Raw genomic sequence first — 20,862 nt, forward strand, 5'->3', positions numbered from 1 at the left:
TGTCTATTTTTATCAGCAAGCGTTTCAAAAGATACTTATAAATACAAAAAACAGCTTATTATATAAAACAGTACTTTTTCTTATATGCTAGCTTGTTTAAATTGTAATCTTTCCAGCTACAGTATCAGTATTTAATACCATTTGGGAAAATTCTAAGTAAGAACAGATAAACTTTTGATAAAAGATTACCTGATTGCATGTCTCTAATTAAATTCTTTTCTATTTTGTTTGGCTGTCCCTATCTGCTCAATCAACAATTACCCCCAATTTTGACTCTTGAAATACAAAAAAGGAAACTCGAAATTCGAGTTTCCTTCATTTAAACTATTTCTTTTTTGCAGAAGTCTTACGACGTTTTGCATCTTTTTCACGTTCATTCGTACTTAAAATCTGTTTACGTAAACGAACATGCTTTGGTGTGATTTCGCAGTACTCATCTTCATTGATGAATTCCAATGATTCTTCAAGTGTCAAATGAGTTGGTGTTTTAATCTTAGCCATATCATCTGATCCAGCAGCACGGACATTGGTCAAGTTCTTACCACGGGTGATGTTGACAGAAATATCATTTTCACGACTATTTTGGCCAACGATCATACCTTCATAAACATCCAAGCCTGGGTCAACGAAAACTGTGCCTCGGTGTTCAACACCCATGATAGCGTATGTCGTTACTTTGCCAGAATTGATAGAAACCAAGGTTCCATTACGACGACCTGGATTCCACTTCTTGATAACTGGTAAATACTTAGAAAATGTATGGTTCATAATTCCGTAACCACGAGTCATTGATAAGAAATCAGTTGAATAACCAATCAAACCACGTGATGGTGCAAGGAATGTCAAACGAGTTTGACCATTATCAGTAGTTTCCATGTTCTGCATCTCAGCTTTACGTTGTGACAAGCTATCAATGATTGAGCCTGTGTATTCATCAGGGGTATCAATTTGAACTGATTCAAATGGTTCACAAAGCTTACCATCAACTTCTTTGTAAATAACTTCTGGACGAGAAGCTTGTAATTCATAACCTTCACGACGCAAAGTTTCAATCAAGATTGACAAATGTAACTCGCCACGACCTGATACAACCCAAGCACCAGGATCGTCGGTATCATCAACTCGCAATGAAACATCTGTATGCAATTCTGCCTTCAAACGTTGTTCCAATTGACGTGAAGTTACAAACTTACCTTCACGACCAGCGAAAGGTGAATCATTGGTTCTGAAAGTCATCTGTAAGGTTGGTTCATCAATTCGGAGTAAAGGTAATGCTTCTTGATGAGCAGGATCAGTTACAGTCTCACCAACGAAAATATCTTCCATTCCGGAAACAGCAATCAAATCGCCAGCTTTGGCTTCATTAATTTCCAAACGTTTCAAACCAAAGAATCCAAATAACTTCGTAACTCGGAAGTTCTTCGTAGATCCGTCAAGTTTCATAACTGTAACGTTATCGCCAACTTTAATTTTGCCTCGGAAAATTCGACCAATTCCCACACGACCAACAAAGTCGTTGTAATCTAACAAGGCAACTTGGAACTGAAGTGGTTCTTCACTATTATCAACTGGAGCTGGAATCGTTTTAACAATTGTGTCAAACAAAGGCTTCATTGTGTGTTTTTGATCGGCAGGATCTGCTGAATAACTAGAAGTCCCATTAAGGGCACTTGTATAAACAATTGGAAAATCAAGTTGATCTTCGTCAGCGCCTAAAGCAATGAATAGATCCAAAACTTCATCAACTACTTCGCTAGGCCGTGCACCTGGGCGATCAATCTTGTTGATAACAACAATTGGTGTCAAATGTTGTTCAAGGGCTTTTTTAAGCACAAAACGTGTTTGTGGCATAGTTCCTTCAAATGCATCAACAACTAATAGCACACCATCAACCATGCGCATGATTCGTTCAACTTCACCACCGAAATCGGCATGCCCTGGGGTGTCCAAAATATTAATCTGTCTGTCGCCATACTTAACGGCTGTATTCTTAGAAAGAATCGTAATACCTCGCTCACGTTCGATCGCATTGGTATCCATTGCACGATCCTCAATGTGGGTATGTTCATCCAATGTATCTGATTGTTTCAGCATTTCGTTCACCAAAGTTGTCTTACCGTGGTCAACATGGGCAATAATTGCGATGTTTCGAATATCATCTTGTCGTTTCAAAAGTGTTTCTCCTTTTCCTGGGTATCTCCATAAAAAAACTGCAACTAGTTTGTCACAGTCAGACTACCTAATCATATTTAGTATATCTTTTTGTGTATTTCTGGTCGACACTAATACATCATTTGATGATAGCATATCAACCGGTGTTCCGTCAACCTTTGTTACTAAAAGTTCAAGTGTTTCGCTCAAGATCTTCCCTGCTGCAAAATCCCATGGCATCAAATGGGAAATGTAACCGTTTTGCTTTCCAGTTAGCACCTGAATAAATTCCATTCCGGCGCTTCCAAGAATTCGAACGCCAGAACTCGCTTCATCGATTGCTTGCAAATTGTAGCAATCGTGAACCAACATTGGCCCACTCACACCTAGCAATCCTTCTCGTAAAGTAAGATTGGCCGGAGCTTTAAGTTCATGAGACTGGGTAAACACCCCAATCTCAGGACCACCTCCATAAATAATATCAGAGGTAACATCCATAATATAGCCCAGCACGCCCTTGCCGTCAATGTACAAGGCAATCATAATGGCAAAATTATCACGTTGTTTCACAAAGTTCAAAGTACCATCCAACGGATCAATAATCCATACGTGGCCATGCATGTCCTTGACATCGTCGCCTGATCCCTCCTCACCCAAAATTTGAGCTTGTGGATCAAACTTACGAATAAAACTTACTATTTTTTTCTCGTTGCTTTTATCAATGTTAGTTACCAAATCTTTACGACTAGTTTTTTCCGAAACAGCCAGTGGATCACGCATTTCACGTAACACATCCATTCGGAGTTCTTCAAGCCAGCCGCGAATGATTTGATCAGTTTGCTGTAAATTATTCATTTTAATCACCTATTTGTTTAATGGACCGATGCGTTTTGCATTAGAAGTTTGGGCAGCTTTAACAGCTACATATATATCAAAACCGGAAGATTGCAGAAACTTTTTCGTTAGTTGTTTTTCTTCAGCCTTGCTTTTGACTATTTGCTTAAATTCATGATACTGCTGCAAGAAAAGTTGCCGATCAATCCCGTTTAAGTATGCCGTCTCAACGGCAGTATACAAAGCCACGACGGTCGTGATCTCTTCAATTTTCCATTCTGGTTCTAACGGATACGCATAATTTTCGCTCAATACCGGATCTCCCTCTCATAAAACTGAATATTTTTATTCTACCGCAAAATAGACCAATTTAAAAACATTCTCCCCCTTTTAAAGCTAATCAAGTATGGTAAAATTATTTTGAAGAACTATTTGGAGGTTTTGACAGTGATTAAAATGAATGACATTACCCGCGATGGGGATCCCGTTTTACGCAAACGGGCTAAAAAAGCTACTTTTCCACTCTCTGCGGAGCAAAAAGAGCTGGGCAACAAAATGATGGAATATTTGATTAATAGTCAAAATCCTGAAATTGCCGAAAAATATAAACTACGTGCCGGTGTCGGACTGGCAGCACCACAGGCAGGCATTTCCTTGCAAATGGCCGCAGTTCTCGTCCCTGGTGACAAGGATCAACCGCCTCTGTTTAAAGAAGTGCTTGTGAATCCTGTAATTATCAGTGAATCTGTTCAAGTTGCCGCTCTTGAGGAAGGTGAAGGCTGCCTCTCCGTTGACAAAGAAATTCCCGGATATGTGCCAAGACATGACCGCATTACCATTAAATACCAAACCGTTGATGGTGAAGATAAAAAGATCCGTTTGAAAAACTATCCCGCAATTGTTTGCCAGCACGAAATTGATCATCTAAAAGGAACCCTTTTCTATGATCATATCAATAAAGAAGAACCTTTAAAGATCGATGATGACGCCATTTTAATTGGCTAATTAAAAAATCAGCGTTTAACAGGATTAATTCCTATTAAACGCTGATTTTTTTATTCTACACGATGTAAGTCTTCAATATATTCTCTCGTCGGATCATTAATCACATTTGCGACATCAACATGCAGATTTTCTTGATATAACCAAATATCCGTTACATAAAAAACTGGGAACTCATAGTCACTATGAATATGATGCTCGGCAGCATATTCTTCAATTGACTGATTAATTTGATGGCGCAGTTCTTCAAGTTGACTCTTTTTTAAATCGGTTTTCCCAAACGAAAATTCGAAGGCCAGCACACCGCGTCCCCAAATATCCGCCACCAATTTAGGTATTGCTTTAGGCTGTCCAGATTGGATAATATTTTTTTTCACTAGTGTGGCTGCCACTTTGGTCATGGCTAACCCCACATTCTTTTTACTGGTAGTTTGCAGCATCACTAGAGCTCGTTTTCGCTTAGAGCGTCGAACTGCTACCCAAATTATCAAACTAATCACAACGACAGCAAGTAAAACAACTAATATGATCATATTTAAGCTCCTTAATTTGCTACCTCCATTTTAGCATATTTCTTACTTAAACAACGACTTACCGCCCACCGATTCTATACTTATGAAGGCCAATATGCTAAAATAGTCTTGATAGTTATTAGTGACACCTGCATTCAAATAACAGGCCAACGAAATATTAAACTTTTTCAAAGGAGCTCACAATATGGTTTTTAAAGTGTTATTTCAGACAGCAGCAGAATCCACCCCAAAACGTGAAGCAACTAAAGCGATTTATCTTGAGGTACCTACTAAGGAAGATGCAATTCAATTGGTTGAAACCCACACCGATTATCACATTGAGTTTGTGGAACCACTTGAAGGTAAATTTTTGGAGTATGAACAAAAGAACCCCGATTACAAAATAACCACATTTTAAATTGTTATCAAAAAGATTCACGAGTAGTTTTCCTACTTGTGAATCTTTTTTTATCCATTAAAAAAGGTTCTGACAATATTGTCAGAACCTTCATTTTTTATTTATTTTACGGTACCAGCAAAACTTGGTGCAAAGTAGCTACTGATTGTTTCAATATCTACATTTTGACCAGGTTGTGGTGCAGCTACATATTGGTTGTTACCAATGTAAATAGCTACATGGTACGTTGCACCTTCTGAACCCCAGAATAAGAGGTCACCAGGTTGAGCTGCCGAAACAGACTTTTGAGTTACTTGGCTTTCAAGAGAAACTGTATAATGTGCTAAGTTAATCCCTTCGGCATGTGCATAGACATATGAAACTAATCCTGAACAATCCATACCACTTAAGCTAGAACCACCCCATACATATGGAATGTTGGCATTGGCTAATTTCACTGCCAAACTAACCACTGATCCAGATGTTAATGCTGAATTAGAAGTTTTGTTTGTGGTAGTTGAAGCGCTGCTTGCGACAGGTTTGTTACTTGTTGCAGCTGATGAAGCAACTGGCTTTGCAACTGCAGAAGAAGCTGGTGTTGCAACTGAAGCTGTACTTACAGGCTTAGCAGCTGTTGTGCTTGATGCTACACTACTTGGTGCAGCACTAGAACTTGCTTGTGAAGCAACGGATGGTGCTGGAGCACTCGATACAGCACTACTTGGTGTGGCATTAGAACTTGCTTGTGAAGTAGTAGATGTTGTTGAAGCACTTGATACAGCACTGCTTGGTGCGGCACTAGAACTTGCTTGTGAAACTGAGTTAGAACTTTGTGAAGCAACACTAGGAACTGCAGAAGATGGAGCTACACTACTGCTTGCAGAACTAACAGCTGTTGTGCTACTTGCAGAAGTTGAAGCTTGTGAACTACCCTGTGTGGATACTTCATTATTCGTTGAAACAGTATCACTAGCAGCTGAGCTCGTTGAACTTGAAGCAACAGTTGCTGAGGTACTTGTTGCAGCTGTCTCAGCTTTACTTGAACTAGCAACTGAAGCTGATGATGGTGTACTCTCCACAGAATTTTCTGCAGAAGTACTTGTTGATGATGTAGCAGCACTATATTGAACAGTAGCTGCAGAACTAGAAGCCTTTGCAGCTGTACTACCAGCAACAGGAACTTTTAATGATTGACCAACTAAAATCAAGTTATTGTTTAAGTTGTTTGCATTTTTAATTGAAGCAACCGAAACACCATTGTCTTGAGCAATTTGCCAGAGACTATCACCGGATTTAACGGTGATATTTATGTATTGTGAACTTGCTTTAGGTTGTGCCTGATCATTAGTTCCTGGAATCTCAACATTTTGACCAATCAGAATAATATGTGAATTCTGATCAATCTTGTTTAATGTCTCAATACTTTTAATTGAAACATTATACTTTTGTGAAATACCCCAAACTGTATCGTTTTGAGCGACCTTAACAGAATCGGCATTAACACTTTGTGTAGCTCCAGCAACGAACAAACCAGCCGCTCCAGCAACACCTGCGAGAACTATTTTTGTTTTTGTAGAATTACCATGTGATTTAACCATAAACACAACTCCTTCGAATTAGTTTCTAAACTATTAAATAATCACTTTTCATACATTTAGAATAAACTTATTAAATTAACTAGGTGTATTGTAGCATGATATTTCTTAAAAAAATAGCCCTCTTATGCGCATATTTTTTAGGTAATCTTGGAAACAATACATGAAAGCTTACTACGAAAGTTGTTAAGGTATCCGATTTCCTTTAAAAAAATTTAATCTTTTTAATCACCGAATCTCAAACAGAACGCCTGTTTTGTCTAGTGTTACAAACGTGTTACATAAATTTGCTTATATTACAGCATCCTGTAACATTACCATAACGGGCTTCAATTTTGAATTGAACTTTAAGTGCATAAATATTAGTAATCTAGCGAACTAATGTTTATATATTCATTACACTATAATCAAAACTACAAGCTTATTATGTAAATAGTTTCACTATTTATTCATTCCAACTAGCTTGAACCCGTTTGAATGCCGCCAATTTATTTGAAGCTTGGGTAATTGAACGCCCGACGACAATATAGTCAGAACCAAATATATGAGCTTTCTTTGGGGAAACAACTCGTTGTTGATCTTGATGACTCTGTCCAGGTAATCGAATTCCCGGAGTCACACACAAAAAGTCTTTTACGATGTTTTTGTGAATCATTGGTGCTTCTGGTGCCGCACAGATAACACCATCTGCGCCGTTACTTACGGCCAACCTGGCCAAGCTAAGAACTGACTCTTGTAACGTCAATCCAATATGTAATTCCTCGTGCAAAACTTTCTCAGAGGTTGATGTGAGTTGGGTGACTGCTAAAAGCTTAGGTATTTTTTTAGTACCCGCTCCTGAAACCAAACCGTCATGGGCAGCCTGAATCATTTTTGACCCACCAGCTGCATGGATCGTTACCATATCCACCCCAAGTTGACTTAAAATCTTAGCGGATTGAAAGACGGTATTGGGAATGTCATGCAATTTTAAGTCTAAAAAAATTTTATAGCCTCGGACTTTCAGCTGCGTCAGAATTTGATTGTCTTCCCGATAAAAAAGTTCCATCCCTACTTTTACAAATAAAGATTGCGATGTGGGAAACTGATCGATAAAGGCTAATGCCTCTTGACCAGTTTGAAAATCTAAAGCAATAATAATTGGATTCATCTGATAAAACTCCTTTCAAAAAAGTTCCTGGTTAACAGACAGTCAACAGGAATCCTTACGATCTCCTTTTGCCTCTCTGGGCCAAATTAAGAATCAGTTATATTTGATTTTTATTAAGCCTATCTATTTATTTAATGTCTGTCAACTGCTTAAATATAGAGTTTTTGAAACCCCTTGTAATTTATTTTAAAGACGTGCATAATCAATAATTGAAAAAATAAAGATTGGCAGCGATCAATCATTTTGGAGGAATTATTATGGAATCAACACTTGTACACCAAAGAACCACAACTTATCAAAAACACGTGATTGCTTCAACAGCTTCAGGCTTTGTCCTTGAAAACATGGATATCATGTTTTTATCATTCACCCTATCCTCCATCATCAGTGAACTACATATTTCTAGTGCTGCAGCTGGTTGGATTGGGACGATCACTAACTTTGGCATGTTAGTTGGTGGCGTTATATTTGGAATCTTAGCAGATCGTATCGGGAGAATTAAAACTTTCTCTCATACGATCTTTATTTTTGCTTTGGCCACTGGAGCTATGTATTTTGCCAATAATCTCGTCCTAATCTACATCTGTCGCTTTCTCGCCGGTGTCGGGGCCGGTGGTGAATACGGAATCGGCATGGCCATTATTGCTGAAAGCTTTCCTCGTCATCAAGTTGGCAAAATCACTTCCGTTGCTTCAATTGGTGGCCAAGTTGGCGCACTAGTTGCCGCGTTCTTGGCTGCTTGGATTCTTCCGAGCTTTGGCTGGCATACACTCTTTCTTTTCGGAATTGTGCCCGTCATCTTAACCTACTTTGTTAGACGGCACTTGAAAGAAAGTCCCAGTTTTCTTAACGCCCAACCTACTAAAAAAACCGACCATAACGGCCTTGGAAATGCCCTAAAAATATTATTCAAATCTCCACAAGCCACTCATCAAACGTTGAGCTTAATGGTTATGACTATTGTCCAAATTGCTGGCTATTTCGGCCTTATGACTTGGCTTCCTTCAATTATGCAAGCCCGTTTGCATTTAGGAGTTGGTAGTTCGTCGCTATGGATGATTTCAACCATTATTGGCATGAGTTTAGGCATGGCAGTATTCGGTCTCTTACTGGATAAATTTGGCCCTCGGTTAACCTTCGGGATCTTCTTGCTAATGGCGGCCGCATCGGTTTATCTGCTGCTTGCAGCCCAGAATATGCAAACCTTAGTCCTGTTCGGAACGGTCGTTGGGTTCTTCTCAAATGGAATGTTTGGTGGATATGGCGCGGTCATTAGCCAGCTGTATCCAACCGAAATTCGGGCTACGGCAAACAACATCATTATGAACGTTGGCCGCTGCATTGGCGGATTTTCATCAGTTTTGATTGGCGTCCTCCTTGATCACTTTTCCATTACCATTGTCATTTTAATGTTATCTATCCTGTATATCATTAGTTTTATCAGTATGCTATCCATCAAAAACTTACGGGTCTGCACTTTCTGGTATTGGTGAATAACTAATACCGGTTTTTTGTCTGTTTTGAAAATCAGAAAAATAAAAAAGGACATCTGTCCTCTTTGTGCTACGATTTAATCGCCAAAACAAATCGAAAAGAGGAAATTCAGATGTCCCTAACTAATTCTATCTTATGCTTATTCGAAATAACAGACCCAAACTTAATTGTCACTGGTATTTCTAAAGAACGGTGTTCCACAAACCAACGTATTCATGTCGTCCATGCAACTTTGTCTTATCAACTTTTAAAGTGCCCACATTGTGGCCATAAAAGCTTAATTAAAAACGGAACTCACATGAGTCACCTGCGTTTAGGAACCTTATCCGGTGGTCGTTACGAAATGCATTTAAAACGTCAAAGATACCAATGTAAAGATTGTTCAAAAACCTGTGGTGCTAAAACTAAGTTGGTTAATCGTAACGAAACTTTCACACATAATATCAAACATCAAGTGATCGTTTTGGCACGCGATATGTTGACGAGTAAAGAAATTGCTAAACTTTGTGGAATTTCGCCAAGCAGTGTTCAACGAATCCTAAATGCCAATATTCACTTAGCCTATCGTGTTAAACATCTCCCAGAGAATCTTTGCTTTGATGAATTTCGTTCCTGTAATCACTGGATGTCCTTTAATTGTTGCGATGCCGTTAGTCATCGCCGAATTGTTACTTTAAAAGATCGGCTAAGTAAAGATATCATTGACTACTTTGAAGCTCGTTTTTCGGTTCAAGAACGTGCCCAAGTTCAATCAGTGACGATTGACATGAATGCTGAATATGGCAGCTTCATTCATCGCTTATTTCCTAATGCGGCCACGATTATCGATCGTTTCCATATTATTCAACTGGCTGGGCGTGCCTTAGATAATGAACGCACGCAGACCATTCGTACTATCCAAGATAAGCATTCACGAATTTATCATATTTTAAAATCTCAATGGCGTTTATTTCATCTTGATGAAATAAAAGTTAATGATTCTAAGGCTGTTTATTTACGCGGAATTAACGAGTATATGACGCAACAAAACGCCATTGATTTAGCTCTAGACGCTTTTCCCAGATTTAGATCTGTGTATCAAACCTATCAAGGTATCTTAAGTGCCATACACCAAAAGGATGCTAATGCGTTCCAATCCTTACTTACTAACTACCAACCCACTAGTAATCAAATGGACATAACGATCAACACGTTTATCAAAAATGGTTCAGCCCTTCTAAACAGTTGTCGTTATCCATTTTCCAACGGTCCAATTGAAGGACTTAATCGTAAAATCAAGGCATTAAAACGTAACTGTTTTGGTTTTCGAAATATTGACAACTTCTTTATCCGGATTAGTTTAATTCATGAGTAAACAAAAAGCACATTCACCGAAGTGAATGTGCCGTTCAAAATCTCCACCAATACGATTTGACAGAGACCCAAACTTACGAACCCTTAAATAAACAGCAAATACAAAAATATGGTATTAGGATTAAATTCCTAGTACCATATTTTTTGTGTAAATTATGCTTTTTCTGTTTGTTTCTTGGCTGGTCGCCAAATTCCTAGAATCACACCAGCGACAACCGCACCAATCACAACTGCCAGAATGTAGAAGTACCAATGTGAAGCCAGTGGTGTCACCCATAGACCACCATGGGGAGCTGGAACACTAACATGCCAGAACTGTGTTAAACCACCACCGATTGCGGCACCAATGACACTAGAAACAATCACATGCAGTGGATCAGCTGTGGCAAATGGAATTGCTCCTTCAGTAATAAACGAAATTCCAAGCACCCAGTTGGAAATACCGGCCTGTCGCTCTTGTTCCGTAAACTTCTTTGGCCAAAAAGTTGTGGCAATGGCGGTTGCTAATGGTGGAACCATTCCGCCAACCATGACAGCTGCCATTAATTTTCCACTTCCAGTTGACGTATATGCCGCAATGGCAAAGGTATAAGCAGCCTTGTTGAAAGGACCTCCCATATCAATTGCCATCATGCCGCCAACAATCGTCCCTAGCAATACCTCATTTCCGGTTCCCATCCCGTTCAGAACATGGGTAATCCAAGCATTAACAGCTGCAAAAATAGGATTAATGATGAAGAACATTGCCACACCAACAATGAGCAAACTCAAAATTGGATAAAGTAACATGGGTTTCAGTCCTTCCAGACTCTTAGGCATGTTTTTGAAGACTTTTTTAAGCCAATTGACCACAATTCCGGCTAAGAAGCCGGCCAATAAACCACCAATAAATCCAGAAACACTTGTCGTTTTTACAATATTAGCAGCCGCCGTGTTGGCCATAAATCCACCAACAACTCCGGGCATTAGAGCTGGTAAATCTCCAATCGATTCAGCAATATAACCAGCTAACATGGGTACCAAGAATGCAAAAGCATAGTTTCCTAACTGATTAAAGAAAGTGAAGTAGATGCTGCCAGAACCCACAAAGCGTTCCAAAATAAACGAGAACGCCATGATGATTCCGCCACCCACAACGAAAGGTAACATGTGAGAAACGCCATTCATCAAATCTTTATAAATCTCGTTCCAAAGCCCACCTTTTTGACCATCATCGTCAGAAGTTGGCTCATCCCCGGCTGCCGCATGATAAACGGAAGCATTACCAGCCGTAATCTTGTCCAATAAGTCATCCGATTTATTAATACCATCAATCACGGGCCGATTTAAAAGCTTTTTACCATTGAAACGGCCCATGTCAACTTTCTTGTCAGCCGTGATGACGACCCCATCAGCGCGCGCGATATCCGCTGAGGTTAACCGATGTTTGACACCTTCAGAACCGTTCGTTTCAACTTTAATTTCAATATTTTTCTCTTTGGCTGATTTGATCAACGCAGCCTCGGCCATATACGTATGGGCAATTCCATTAGGACAAGCCGAAACAGCTACAATATATGGACGTTTCTCCGCTGTTTGAACATCAGTGGCTTTTTTAGCGGCCTCAGCCTTTTCATCAGCCGCATCCTGAGCCTCTTTAGCAGACTGCGCATCGCCAAATAATTGCTGTACTTCATCTGGGGTTTTTGTCTGTTTCAACTTAGCTACCAAATCTGGATTAATCAACAAACTCGACAAAGCTGCTAAAGCTTGTAAATGAGTATTATTAGCACCTTCTGGAGCTGCAATCATGAAGAATAACTGAACCGGTTTGCCATCGAGAGCATCAAAATCAAGTCCCTGTTCACTTTTAGCGAACAAAACGGTTGCCCGCTTGACCGCCTTGTCTTTGGCATGGGGCATCGCGATCCCATCACCAATTCCGGTCGTTGATTCTTGTTCTCTTTTTAAAATATCTGCTTTGTAAAGCGATTCATCATCAATCACACCCTGCTCAAAATACTTATGTACCATTTCATCAATGGCGTCATTTTTATTTTTCGCTTTTAAATCCATGATCATGACGTCTTTAAGTAGCAGTTCACGAATGTCCATGCTAGTACTTCCCTTCTAAAACTTCTCTATTTTTATCTGTGGCAGAATTTCATCAATTTTTTCTTTCGTGGCAATGTCGGCCGAAAATGCCGTCGCACTCCCCGACGCTAACCCGTACCGGAAACTTTTCACTGGATCATGAGTGGCATCAAATGTTCCTGTAAATCCAGCTAACATTGAATCACCTGCTCCAACTGAATTTTGGACGGTACCTTTGGGAGCTGCACTTCGATAACAATCATCTTGCGTCACTAACATGCCCCCGTCACCAGCCATCGAAATCATCACATTTTGGGCACCCATTTTGATAAGCTCCCGTCCGTAATGTTTAATCTCTTCCAAACTGGTTAACTCAACGCCAAACAAGTCGGCCAATTCATGATTGTTAGGTTTGACAACAACTGGATGCGTTGCCAAAGTCTTTTTGAGTGCTTCACCCGTTGTATCCACAGCATACTCTGCCTTTTGGGCCTTCACTTTTTGAATCAAGTCAAAGTAAAAGGTTTCTGGTAAACTACTTGGCACACTCCCTGAAAAAATCACCATATCTCCGGCTTTTAGCTCATCAAATTGAGCCACAAACGTTTGTTTTTCAGTCTCTGTGATTTTTGGACCTGGCGCATTTAGTTCAGTTTCTTGGTCTGCTTTTAGCTTAACGTTAATTCGTGTAGCATCCCCAATTTCCGTAAAATGGGCATCCAAGCCTAACTCTTGTAAACTTTGGCTTACAAATTTGCCTGTAAAACCGCCCAAAAATCCCCAGGCCTGATTGGCATACCCTAATTCACGTAAGATTCGTGAGACATTAATTCCCTTGCCACCAGGAAACTTATATGTTGTTTTTAAGCGATTAACTTCACCTAATGTCAATTGTGGAAGTTGAACCACATAATCAATCGAAGGATTCAAGGTCACTGTATAAATCATTTTTCAGCCTCCATAATTTGTTTTACCTGATCAAAATCCTGTAAAATAGTTTGATCAGTTTCATCTGTTAAAAGAACGCCATTTTCTAAATCAGCTATCTTAGCAAACGAAACCTCGTTTAGTTTGCTGGTATCTGCTAAAAAGTACCCAACTTCACTTTGTGCTAAAACTGCGCGTTTAACGGCCGCCTCATTTGGATCTGGAGTGGTAAATTCAAACTTGGGATGAACACCATTTACACCCATAAAAACACGGTTAAACCTGAAGTTCTTAATTGTTTCAACCACATCAGCACCCACAATGGCTTTCGTTGTGTTTTTCAACTCACCACCAACTAAATACGTTTTCACATTGATATCTGCCAATTCAGAAGCAAGTTGGACCCCGTTAGTCACAACCAAAACCGAATCTAGATTGTCCATAAACGGAATCATTGCTTCTGTAGACGTTCCGGCATCCAAGTACACAACCTCATTTACTTGGATCTGCTGAACCGCCAATTTCGCAATTTGCCGTTTTGCATGAACGTTTTTGGTTGATTTTTCTATGATGCCGGGTTCGGATTGCAGTGTGGTAATTTCTTTGGCCCCACCATGCACTCGCACTAGTTTACCCTGATCTTCTAATTCTTGTAGATCACGTCTAACTGTTGAGGTAGAGCTGTCTAATTCCTGGACTAAATCCTGTAGTTTCACAACCCCGTTTTTGGCTAACTGCGCTAATATAATTGTTTGTCTCTCTTCTGTAAGCACTTTCATCACTCCACCTTTGATAGAATACCACCAAAATCATTCAAGCTCAACCATAAAAGCTCATTTTTTTAAATTATTGTTCGATTTCCGAATCAATACTCTGTTTCAGATTCTTAGGCCGCTGTTTGCGGACGTTTACCCCAAGTAATTCAATAAAGAATGCCACAATCGGAATCCCGACAATTAATCCCCAGGTTCCAAACAACTCGCCACTCACAATTAAGGTCACAAAAGTCACAAAAATTGGTAGAGCTGTTGCGTTTGCCATCAGTTTTGGATGTAAGAAATAAGACTCAAATATGTGCACAATTACTACCAAAATAAGAACCTCAAAAACAGTCACAAAACCGTTTACTGAAAAGCCAATGACTGATAATGGAATTAGCGAAATTAAAACACCAGCTACTGGAATCAAACCGAGTACAAACACCATCAACTCCAAAACCAGAAGACTTGGCATTCCAATAATCCATAGGCCGATGGTCATTAAGATTGTGTTAATTGAACAAATGATTAATTGCGTTTCAATTACTGTGCCAAAAATATGAACAAACATTGCTGCTAATTTATAGATATTATTAAATAAATGTTTGTGGCGACTATTTAAAAAGGCCTGCCCAAAATGACACAAATGATTATAGGTCAAATTAAAAATAAAACTCAAAAAGACACCCATAATGACATGTTCAATTCCGCGTCCGACGTGCCCTAGTTTAATCAATCCAGTGAGGGCAAGATCTGAACTATGTTTCAAAACTGAAGAATTATGAATGGCTTTTTGAGCCCAAGTATACATTTGCTGATCAAAAACTGGATGCCGATCAATTGTTTTCTCAATTAATTTTGGCAATCCACTAAATTGATCTGCCAATACTGGTGCAGCCACTCCTACAATTGTCACAAACAAACCAATTACCAACACATAAAGTAAAATTGTTGCAATCGGTTGATTAATTGGCAATAGTTTTCGTAAATTTTTGGTCCCCACGTGCCCAAGAAATGAAAAAATGATCACAAATAAAATTAAAGAAAGAAACGGTTTTAACAAAAAAAGGACAATGATCACACCTACCAAAGTACTGTATAACTCAACATCCTCACTTTTAAAAAATTTAATAATGTGTTCCAAATATAATCCCTCCAACCACTGTTTGCTATTAACATATCATTAAATTACATAGAATAAAACCATAGTTCGTATGACTTAACAATAAAAAAAGGTCATACAAAAAGCATCTCAGCTGCAACTTACCCACGTAACCATACACGAGTTGCAAAAGAGATGCTTAAAATTTATATATATTTCCAGTCACTAGTTATTTTTTAATGGAGCTTCTAAATAATGGCTCTAAAGGCTCGTTATTAAAGATCATCTTAATAGCATTCCCCACTAATGGGCCCACTGACATTTCGACTAATTTATCAAATTGCTTTTCTTTGCCGATTCGAATTGTATCGGTCACAACAACTTTTTCTAATTGAGAGCTTTGCAAAATTTTAGGCGCTTGTTTGGAGAAAATGGCGTGGGTTGCACATCCATACACTTTTGTAGCTCCCGCATTTTTCAAAGCTTCGGCAGAAATGGTGATCCGTGTTCCCGTATCAATCATATCATCGACAACCACACAAGTCTTGCCCGCTACTTTACCAATAATTTCAGTTGGAATTTCATCTAATGATTCACTTGATTCAACGTTACGATTATCAATAATGGCAATCGGCGCCCCAAGTAAATCTGCCATTGTGCGTGCTCGGGAAACCCCGGCATGATCAGGTGAGACAACCACAAGATTCTCTGTAATTTTATGATCTGTAAAATAACTTGCCAGTAACGGGGCTGCTACCAAATGGTCAACCGGCACATCAAAGAATCCTTGAATTTGAGCGGCATGAAGATCAATTGTAAGTACCCGGGTAATCTTATCCATTTCCAACAAGTCTGCAATTAGTTTTGCAGTAATGGGCTCTCGCGAACGGGCCTTCCGATCTTGACGTGAATATCCATAATAAGGAATGACCACGTTAATTTCACTGGCACTCGCACGCCGGAGTGCATCCACCATAATCATTAATTCCATCAACATGTCATTTACAGGTTCTGAAATTGACTGAATGACGTATACCTTGGCGCCACGAATACTTTCATCAATATTCACCTGAATTTCACCGTCGCTAAAATGGTTAACGGTTGCCTTGCCTAAAGGAACGCCTACTTCGTGCGCAATTTTTTCGGCTAAAGGGCGGTTCGAATTTAACGCAAAAATCTTCATTCGTTGCTTAGCAGTTTCTGCTGTCATGACATCCTCCATTAAAAACTATCAAATTTATCTCATTCCTATTATTGCAGTCCTCGTTTAAAAGCGCAATACCTTAAGCCTTCATAAAACTTTGTGGAGTAATTCCATTCATCCCAATCATGGGGTCCACTTCTTGGCTTTGGGCCTTGGCTAACGTCAAAACTGTTTCTGATTCAGAAGCTTTTTTCTTAGGCTTTGTTACTCCTTTTTGGTCAGAATCGGCTGTTATCGGATTTGTTTCTGCAACTGGCTTTTCTCCAGCTTGTTTACCCTCGAAAACAGTGATTAACCGTTTTTTTAACGTTGTTTGCCGATTTACGGCCAAGTTTTGAACACATCTTTCAAAAGCTCTTTCATCCCCCAAAAGAATTAAAAGTGATTCTGCCCGCGAAACTGCGGTATATAACAAGTTTCGTTGCAGCATCCGTGAATACTGCTGAACCATTGGTAAAATCACCATTTTAAACTCACTACCCTGTGATTTATGGATTGATGTACAGTAAGCCAATGTGATTTGGATCCAATCCTTGCGCCCATAAGTAACTTCCGTTTCATCAAAATCAATTACAAGTTTATCTTGCTTATCAGTATTACCCTTATCCTTTGCAAGAATAATTCCTTTGATAATCCCCATATCACCATTAAAAACGTTATTCTCAGGGACGTTCACTAATTGCAAAACCTTGTCGCCAATGCGGAAAAGTTGCCCGCGAAATTCAACTTCCTTGGTCCGTTCGTTTTTCTTCGGATTTAAAATCTGCTGTAAAGAACTATTTAGCCGGTCAATTCCCGCAATTCCCCGATATATGGGTGCTAGAACCTGGATATCTTGGGCGGTAAATCCTTTTTGTTCAGCTTTTTTCACTACTTGCGTAATCACACTATCAACTTGGTTGGTCGGACATGGAATAAAGGAACGATCCTTTTGATTTTGACTGAAGTCAGCTGGTAAATGACCCTCTTTGATGGCATGAGCCAGCGGAATAATTGAGGATTGATCATCTTGACGATAGATCTTAGACAATTCAATTTTTGGAATCTCCTGACTTTGCAATAAATCATTAAAAATTTGACCGGCCCCAACGGATGGTAACTGATCTTTATCACCTACCAAAATCACTTTCATACTATTCGGAATTGCACGGACAAGGGTTCTAAACAAACTCGTATCTACCATGGACATTTCGTCCACAATCAAAAGGCCACCTTCCAGGTCCTTGGTCTCCTTATCCGGATCATCTTCGCGTCCCGTTAATCCCAACAAACGATGAATGGTGCTAGCAGGCAATCCGGTTACTTCACTCATCCGTTTAGCAGCTCGGCCAGTTGGTGCCGCCAATAAAACCGGAAATGGGGTATCATGATACTCATTAACATCTAACGAAACTTCATTCAACGTGGCATACGTCTTGACGATCCCATTGATAATGGTTGTTTTTCCTGTTCCAGGTCCACCGGTCAGCAAAAACATCTTCGCTTGCATGGCCTCTCTTAAAGCCTGACGCTGTGAGTCATCATACGTAATCTTAAATTGCTTCTGAGCTAAATCGATGACACCATCAATTTCTGAAGTTTCAAAATGATGGTTTTCCTTTGCATCCTGCAGCCGTTTAAGATGCTCAGCAATTTGCCATTCAGCTTCATATAAAGTCCGCAAGTATATGCGATTTTCATCCCCCACAATTTTGTTGTCTTTCGCCAGACTTAACAGCTCATCAGCAACTTTTTGCGGATCAACTGCCTGATTACGACTGTGTTCCAACAGCGACAAGGAAGCTTTTAGCAATGATTGGGCATCAGTATATGTATCTCCATTAGAATTACTCAGGTCACTTAAAGAAGTTAAAACAGCCCCATCAATCCTTGCTGGCGCATCAAACTCGATACCAGTTGCCTCCGCAATTTGATCGGCCTTTTTAAACCCAATGCCATCGATATCTTCAATGAGTTGATAAGGATTTTTATGAATAATGTCTAACGTTTGTTCCCGATAACGATTGTAAATACTAGCTGCTAGTTGACTTCCAAATCCATAGCCATTAAGGCCAATAATGATTTGTTCCATGCCATTATTTTCATTAAGCTTATTTACTAATTCAGTTTGCAATGTGTCTTTTAGTTTGAGTGGCGCCAGCACTTTCGGGTCACGGATGATTTTATTAATCGCATCCGTTCCAAGCAGCGCCACAATTCGTTCGGCGGTCTTTTTCCCTACGCCTTTAAAATCAGAACCAGATAAATAGGCCACCAGTCCCTCTTTCGTAGTTGGTGTAGCATTTTCATAATTAGTTGCCTGAAACTGCATACCGTATTTAGGATGGGTCACCGATTTTCCAACAAACCGATAGGCCTGCTCTTCTTTGATATCTCCAAAACTACCAGTAACCACAATTTCATCTTCATGCCAGTCAATATTTGTTTCACTAATTTTAATTAAAACAACTTTGTAAAAACTGTCTGGGCTCTCAAAAAAAATTGCGGAGACTTTCCCCACAACAAATTGTTCTGTTGGTTTCCCTGTAGCCTTGGAATCTTCATCAAATAAGTTGAGTGACTCATTTTGCATTACTTCTCATCCTTTGACTCATCACGAGTTTTAATGTATTTCTCGATATCCACTAATCGTTTCTGACCTTTTTCAAAATAGGCAGGATCTAATTTTTTTGCCTGTTTAAAATATTCGGTTTCTTCCTCATCCAAAACGAGGGCAATAATTCCCCGCTCAAACTGATATTGACCATTTTTAGGATCAGCCTTTAAGGCATCGTCATAATAAGTCGCTGCATGGGTAAAATCACCCATCGCCAAAAATATTTCACCAATTAGTCCGTTAATTGTCGGATCTTGCTTATGTTTATCCTGCGCCGTGATCGCGAATACCAGCGCATTTTTATAATCATCCTGAGCCATATAAGTCTGGGCAATCATCAAATAAGCCGAACTTTTTAATTCTGAATCTTGAACAACTTTAAATTGAGCAAAGGCTTTTTGAAACTCACCCGCTTCATAATACGTATTTCCTAATCCATAGTGTAATAAGCTTTCAGCTTTATCATCTTTCTGAAAAAGACCTAATGACTTCATATACAGCTCTTCAGCCTGCTCAAAACTCTTGGAAGTTGTTAAGAAAACGCCAAGATTATAATACTGATGATAATCGTCAGAGTTATCATCAATGGCTTTTACCAAGGCAGAGGCTGTTTTTTGCGCATCTTGTTTTGCTTGTTCTTGTTTTGAATCCTCATTTTCAGTCATGTTTTCCCTCAAATCATATCTGTGGCATCTGGTTTACGTTTAATATAACTCGTATCATTCCATTTTATTAATGAAAAAGTCTTTCCAGCATCTTTGGTTTCTAAAATTGTTGTACTTGTATTAGACAACCCACCGCGTTTCCGCAAGTCATGCAGATTAGCTCCCAAAAGCGTATTAACTAGCGCATTCAAAGCAGCTCCGTGGCTCACGATTAAGATATTGTCAGTTGACTTTTGATAAATATCGGTAATGCGTTTTATGGTAGGCGTCATCCGCTGAATTAGCTGTGGAAAAGATTCTCCCTGAATTGGTTGCGGATCATACTGATCAGGATGATTTCTAAAGTCATCAAATTCGCGTGGATATCGTTTTTGAACATCCGTAAACTTCATGCCTTCCATTTTTCCTAAATTAAACTCTCGCAATCGACTCGCAATGGTTAATGGTGTGGAATGCCCTTGAAGTTCATCTAAATCGTGCTGCAAAGTACTTCCAGTCACTCTTGCTCGGCGAACGGGACTCACATATAGATGTTGAAACGTGGTGGGACTCAGGTGATGAGCCAACGCATCAATTTCCACATAACTTTCTTTAAGTAATGGCGAATCGCCTCTTGCGCCTTGATAACGTCCTTCTAGATTCCACTGTGTTTTTCCATGGCGAATAAAATATAATTTGGTCACGTTTATCTTCCTTCTCATCTCTATAGCTAAAACTATTATGCCAGTGTCTGGAGAAAAATTCAAAAAATAGTGAGCAATTAGTGAGCGGATTAAGACGTTTAAGCTCTAAAAAATAAGAGCATTGGAAGCGGGATCGCATCCCGCCAGAAATGTTCTTATTTTTTGAGTTTGTCTTAAGAAACTGTCCTAAAAACAGTGAGTGCAATGAGACGATTAAGCTTTAAAATATAAGGATGGTGGAGCCGGGATCGCAATCCCGGTGGAAACATTCTTATATTTTAAAGGTTGTCTCATGAAGCTGTCCTCAAAATAGTGAGTGCAATGAGACGGGTAAGCTTTAAAATATAAGGATGGTGGGACCGGGAT

Annotated in this window: 18 protein-coding genes; 4 read left to right on the forward strand and 14 right to left on the reverse strand. The window is 39.4% G+C overall.

From position 1 onward, the window contains the following. Positions 1–324: 324 nt before the first annotated feature. From typA to ADU73_RS00510, 3 genes are all read right to left on the reverse strand, one after another. Positions 325–2,172, reverse strand: coding sequence for a translational GTPase TypA (gene typA, locus ADU73_RS00500; RefSeq protein ID WP_062913071.1), 1,848 nt, complete (start codon positions 2,170–2,172; stop codon positions 325–327). Between the two features lie 63 nt (positions 2,173–2,235). Next, on the reverse strand, positions 2,236–3,012 hold the full coding sequence (locus ADU73_RS00505) for an inositol monophosphatase family protein (RefSeq protein WP_056986342.1): 777 nt from the start codon (positions 3,010–3,012) through the stop codon (positions 2,236–2,238). Positions 3,013–3,015: 3 nt separating this feature from the next. Next, on the reverse strand, positions 3,016–3,297 hold the full coding sequence (locus ADU73_RS00510; RefSeq protein WP_056986339.1) for a UPF0223 family protein: 282 nt from the start codon (positions 3,295–3,297) through the stop codon (positions 3,016–3,018). 135 nt (positions 3,298–3,432) lie between these two features. Between ADU73_RS00510 and def the strand changes: the two genes are divergently transcribed. Next, positions 3,433–3,990 (forward strand): peptide deformylase, encoded by a 558-nt coding sequence (gene def, locus ADU73_RS00515; protein ID WP_100077779.1) that lies wholly within the window; start codon positions 3,433–3,435, stop codon positions 3,988–3,990. Positions 3,991–4,040: 50 nt separating this feature from the next. Here def and ADU73_RS00520 read toward each other — a convergent pair whose 3' ends face one another. After that, positions 4,041–4,520 carry a hypothetical protein gene (locus ADU73_RS00520; protein WP_046872404.1) on the reverse strand — a complete coding sequence of 160 codons (480 nt, stop codon included), beginning with the start codon at positions 4,518–4,520 and terminating at the stop codon, positions 4,041–4,043. Between the two features lie 184 nt (positions 4,521–4,704). Here ADU73_RS00520 and ADU73_RS00525 point away from each other — a divergent pair, with 184 nt between their 5' ends. After that, on the forward strand, positions 4,705–4,917 hold the full coding sequence (locus tag ADU73_RS00525) for a DNA-directed RNA polymerase subunit epsilon (protein ID WP_046872403.1): 213 nt from the start codon (positions 4,705–4,707) through the stop codon (positions 4,915–4,917). 101 nt (positions 4,918–5,018) lie between these two features. Here ADU73_RS00525 and ADU73_RS00530 read toward each other — a convergent pair whose 3' ends face one another. Beyond that, positions 5,019–6,494, reverse strand: coding sequence for a peptidoglycan endopeptidase (locus tag ADU73_RS00530; RefSeq protein WP_056986338.1), 1,476 nt, complete (start codon positions 6,492–6,494; stop codon positions 5,019–5,021). Between the two features lie 442 nt (positions 6,495–6,936). Then, entirely contained in the window at positions 6,937–7,641 is a 705-nt protein-coding gene (gene pyrF, locus ADU73_RS00535; protein WP_062913072.1) for an orotidine-5'-phosphate decarboxylase, read from the reverse strand. A gap of 257 nt (positions 7,642–7,898) precedes the next feature. Here pyrF and ADU73_RS00540 point away from each other — a divergent pair, with 257 nt between their 5' ends. Then, complete coding sequence (locus ADU73_RS00540) at positions 7,899–9,134, forward strand: MFS transporter (RefSeq protein WP_062913073.1); 1,236 nt, start codon at positions 7,899–7,901, stop codon at positions 9,132–9,134. Positions 9,135–9,247: 113 nt separating this feature from the next. Then, positions 9,248–10,489: an ISL3 family transposase gene (locus ADU73_RS00545; RefSeq protein ID WP_063697918.1), complete on the forward strand. Its 1,242-nt coding sequence runs from the start codon at positions 9,248–9,250 to the stop codon at positions 10,487–10,489. 152 nt (positions 10,490–10,641) lie between these two features. Here ADU73_RS00545 and ADU73_RS00550 read toward each other — a convergent pair whose 3' ends face one another. From ADU73_RS00550 to ADU73_RS00585, 8 genes are all read right to left on the reverse strand, one after another. Further along, positions 10,642–12,582: a PTS fructose transporter subunit IIABC gene (locus ADU73_RS00550; protein WP_062913074.1), complete on the reverse strand. Its 1,941-nt coding sequence runs from the start codon at positions 12,580–12,582 to the stop codon at positions 10,642–10,644. Between the two features lie 15 nt (positions 12,583–12,597). Beyond that, on the reverse strand, positions 12,598–13,509 hold the full coding sequence (pfkB, locus tag ADU73_RS00555) for a 1-phosphofructokinase (RefSeq protein WP_046871834.1): 912 nt from the start codon (positions 13,507–13,509) through the stop codon (positions 12,598–12,600). Beyond that, positions 13,506–14,267 carry a DeoR/GlpR family DNA-binding transcription regulator gene (locus tag ADU73_RS00560; protein WP_062913075.1) on the reverse strand — a complete coding sequence of 254 codons (762 nt, stop codon included), beginning with the start codon at positions 14,265–14,267 and terminating at the stop codon, positions 13,506–13,508. The genes pfkB and ADU73_RS00560 overlap by 4 nt, the downstream gene beginning before the upstream one ends. 67 nt (positions 14,268–14,334) lie before the next feature. Continuing rightward, positions 14,335–15,390, reverse strand: a complete 1,056-nt coding sequence (locus tag ADU73_RS00565; protein WP_062913076.1) for an AI-2E family transporter — start codon at positions 15,388–15,390, stop codon at positions 14,335–14,337. A gap of 187 nt (positions 15,391–15,577) precedes the next feature. Next, positions 15,578–16,558: a ribose-phosphate diphosphokinase gene (locus ADU73_RS00570; protein ID WP_056986044.1), complete on the reverse strand. Its 981-nt coding sequence runs from the start codon at positions 16,556–16,558 to the stop codon at positions 15,578–15,580. 73 nt (positions 16,559–16,631) lie between these two features. Next, positions 16,632–19,124, reverse strand: coding sequence for an SF1B family DNA helicase RecD2 (gene recD2 / locus ADU73_RS00575; protein WP_062913077.1), 2,493 nt, complete (start codon positions 19,122–19,124; stop codon positions 16,632–16,634). Further along, positions 19,124–19,813 carry a tetratricopeptide repeat protein gene (locus ADU73_RS00580; RefSeq protein ID WP_056986046.1) on the reverse strand — a complete coding sequence of 230 codons (690 nt, stop codon included), beginning with the start codon at positions 19,811–19,813 and terminating at the stop codon, positions 19,124–19,126. Before ADU73_RS00580 ends, recD2 begins: the two co-directional genes overlap by 1 nt. A gap of 8 nt (positions 19,814–19,821) precedes the next feature. Beyond that, positions 19,822–20,496 carry a histidine phosphatase family protein gene (locus tag ADU73_RS00585; protein WP_046871828.1) on the reverse strand — a complete coding sequence of 225 codons (675 nt, stop codon included), beginning with the start codon at positions 20,494–20,496 and terminating at the stop codon, positions 19,822–19,824. Between the last annotated feature and the right edge of the window lie 366 nt (positions 20,497–20,862).

Origin of the sequence: Pediococcus damnosus (genome assembly GCF_001611155.1) — a bacterium.
GTDB lineage: Bacteria > Bacillota > Bacilli > Lactobacillales > Lactobacillaceae > Pediococcus > Pediococcus damnosus.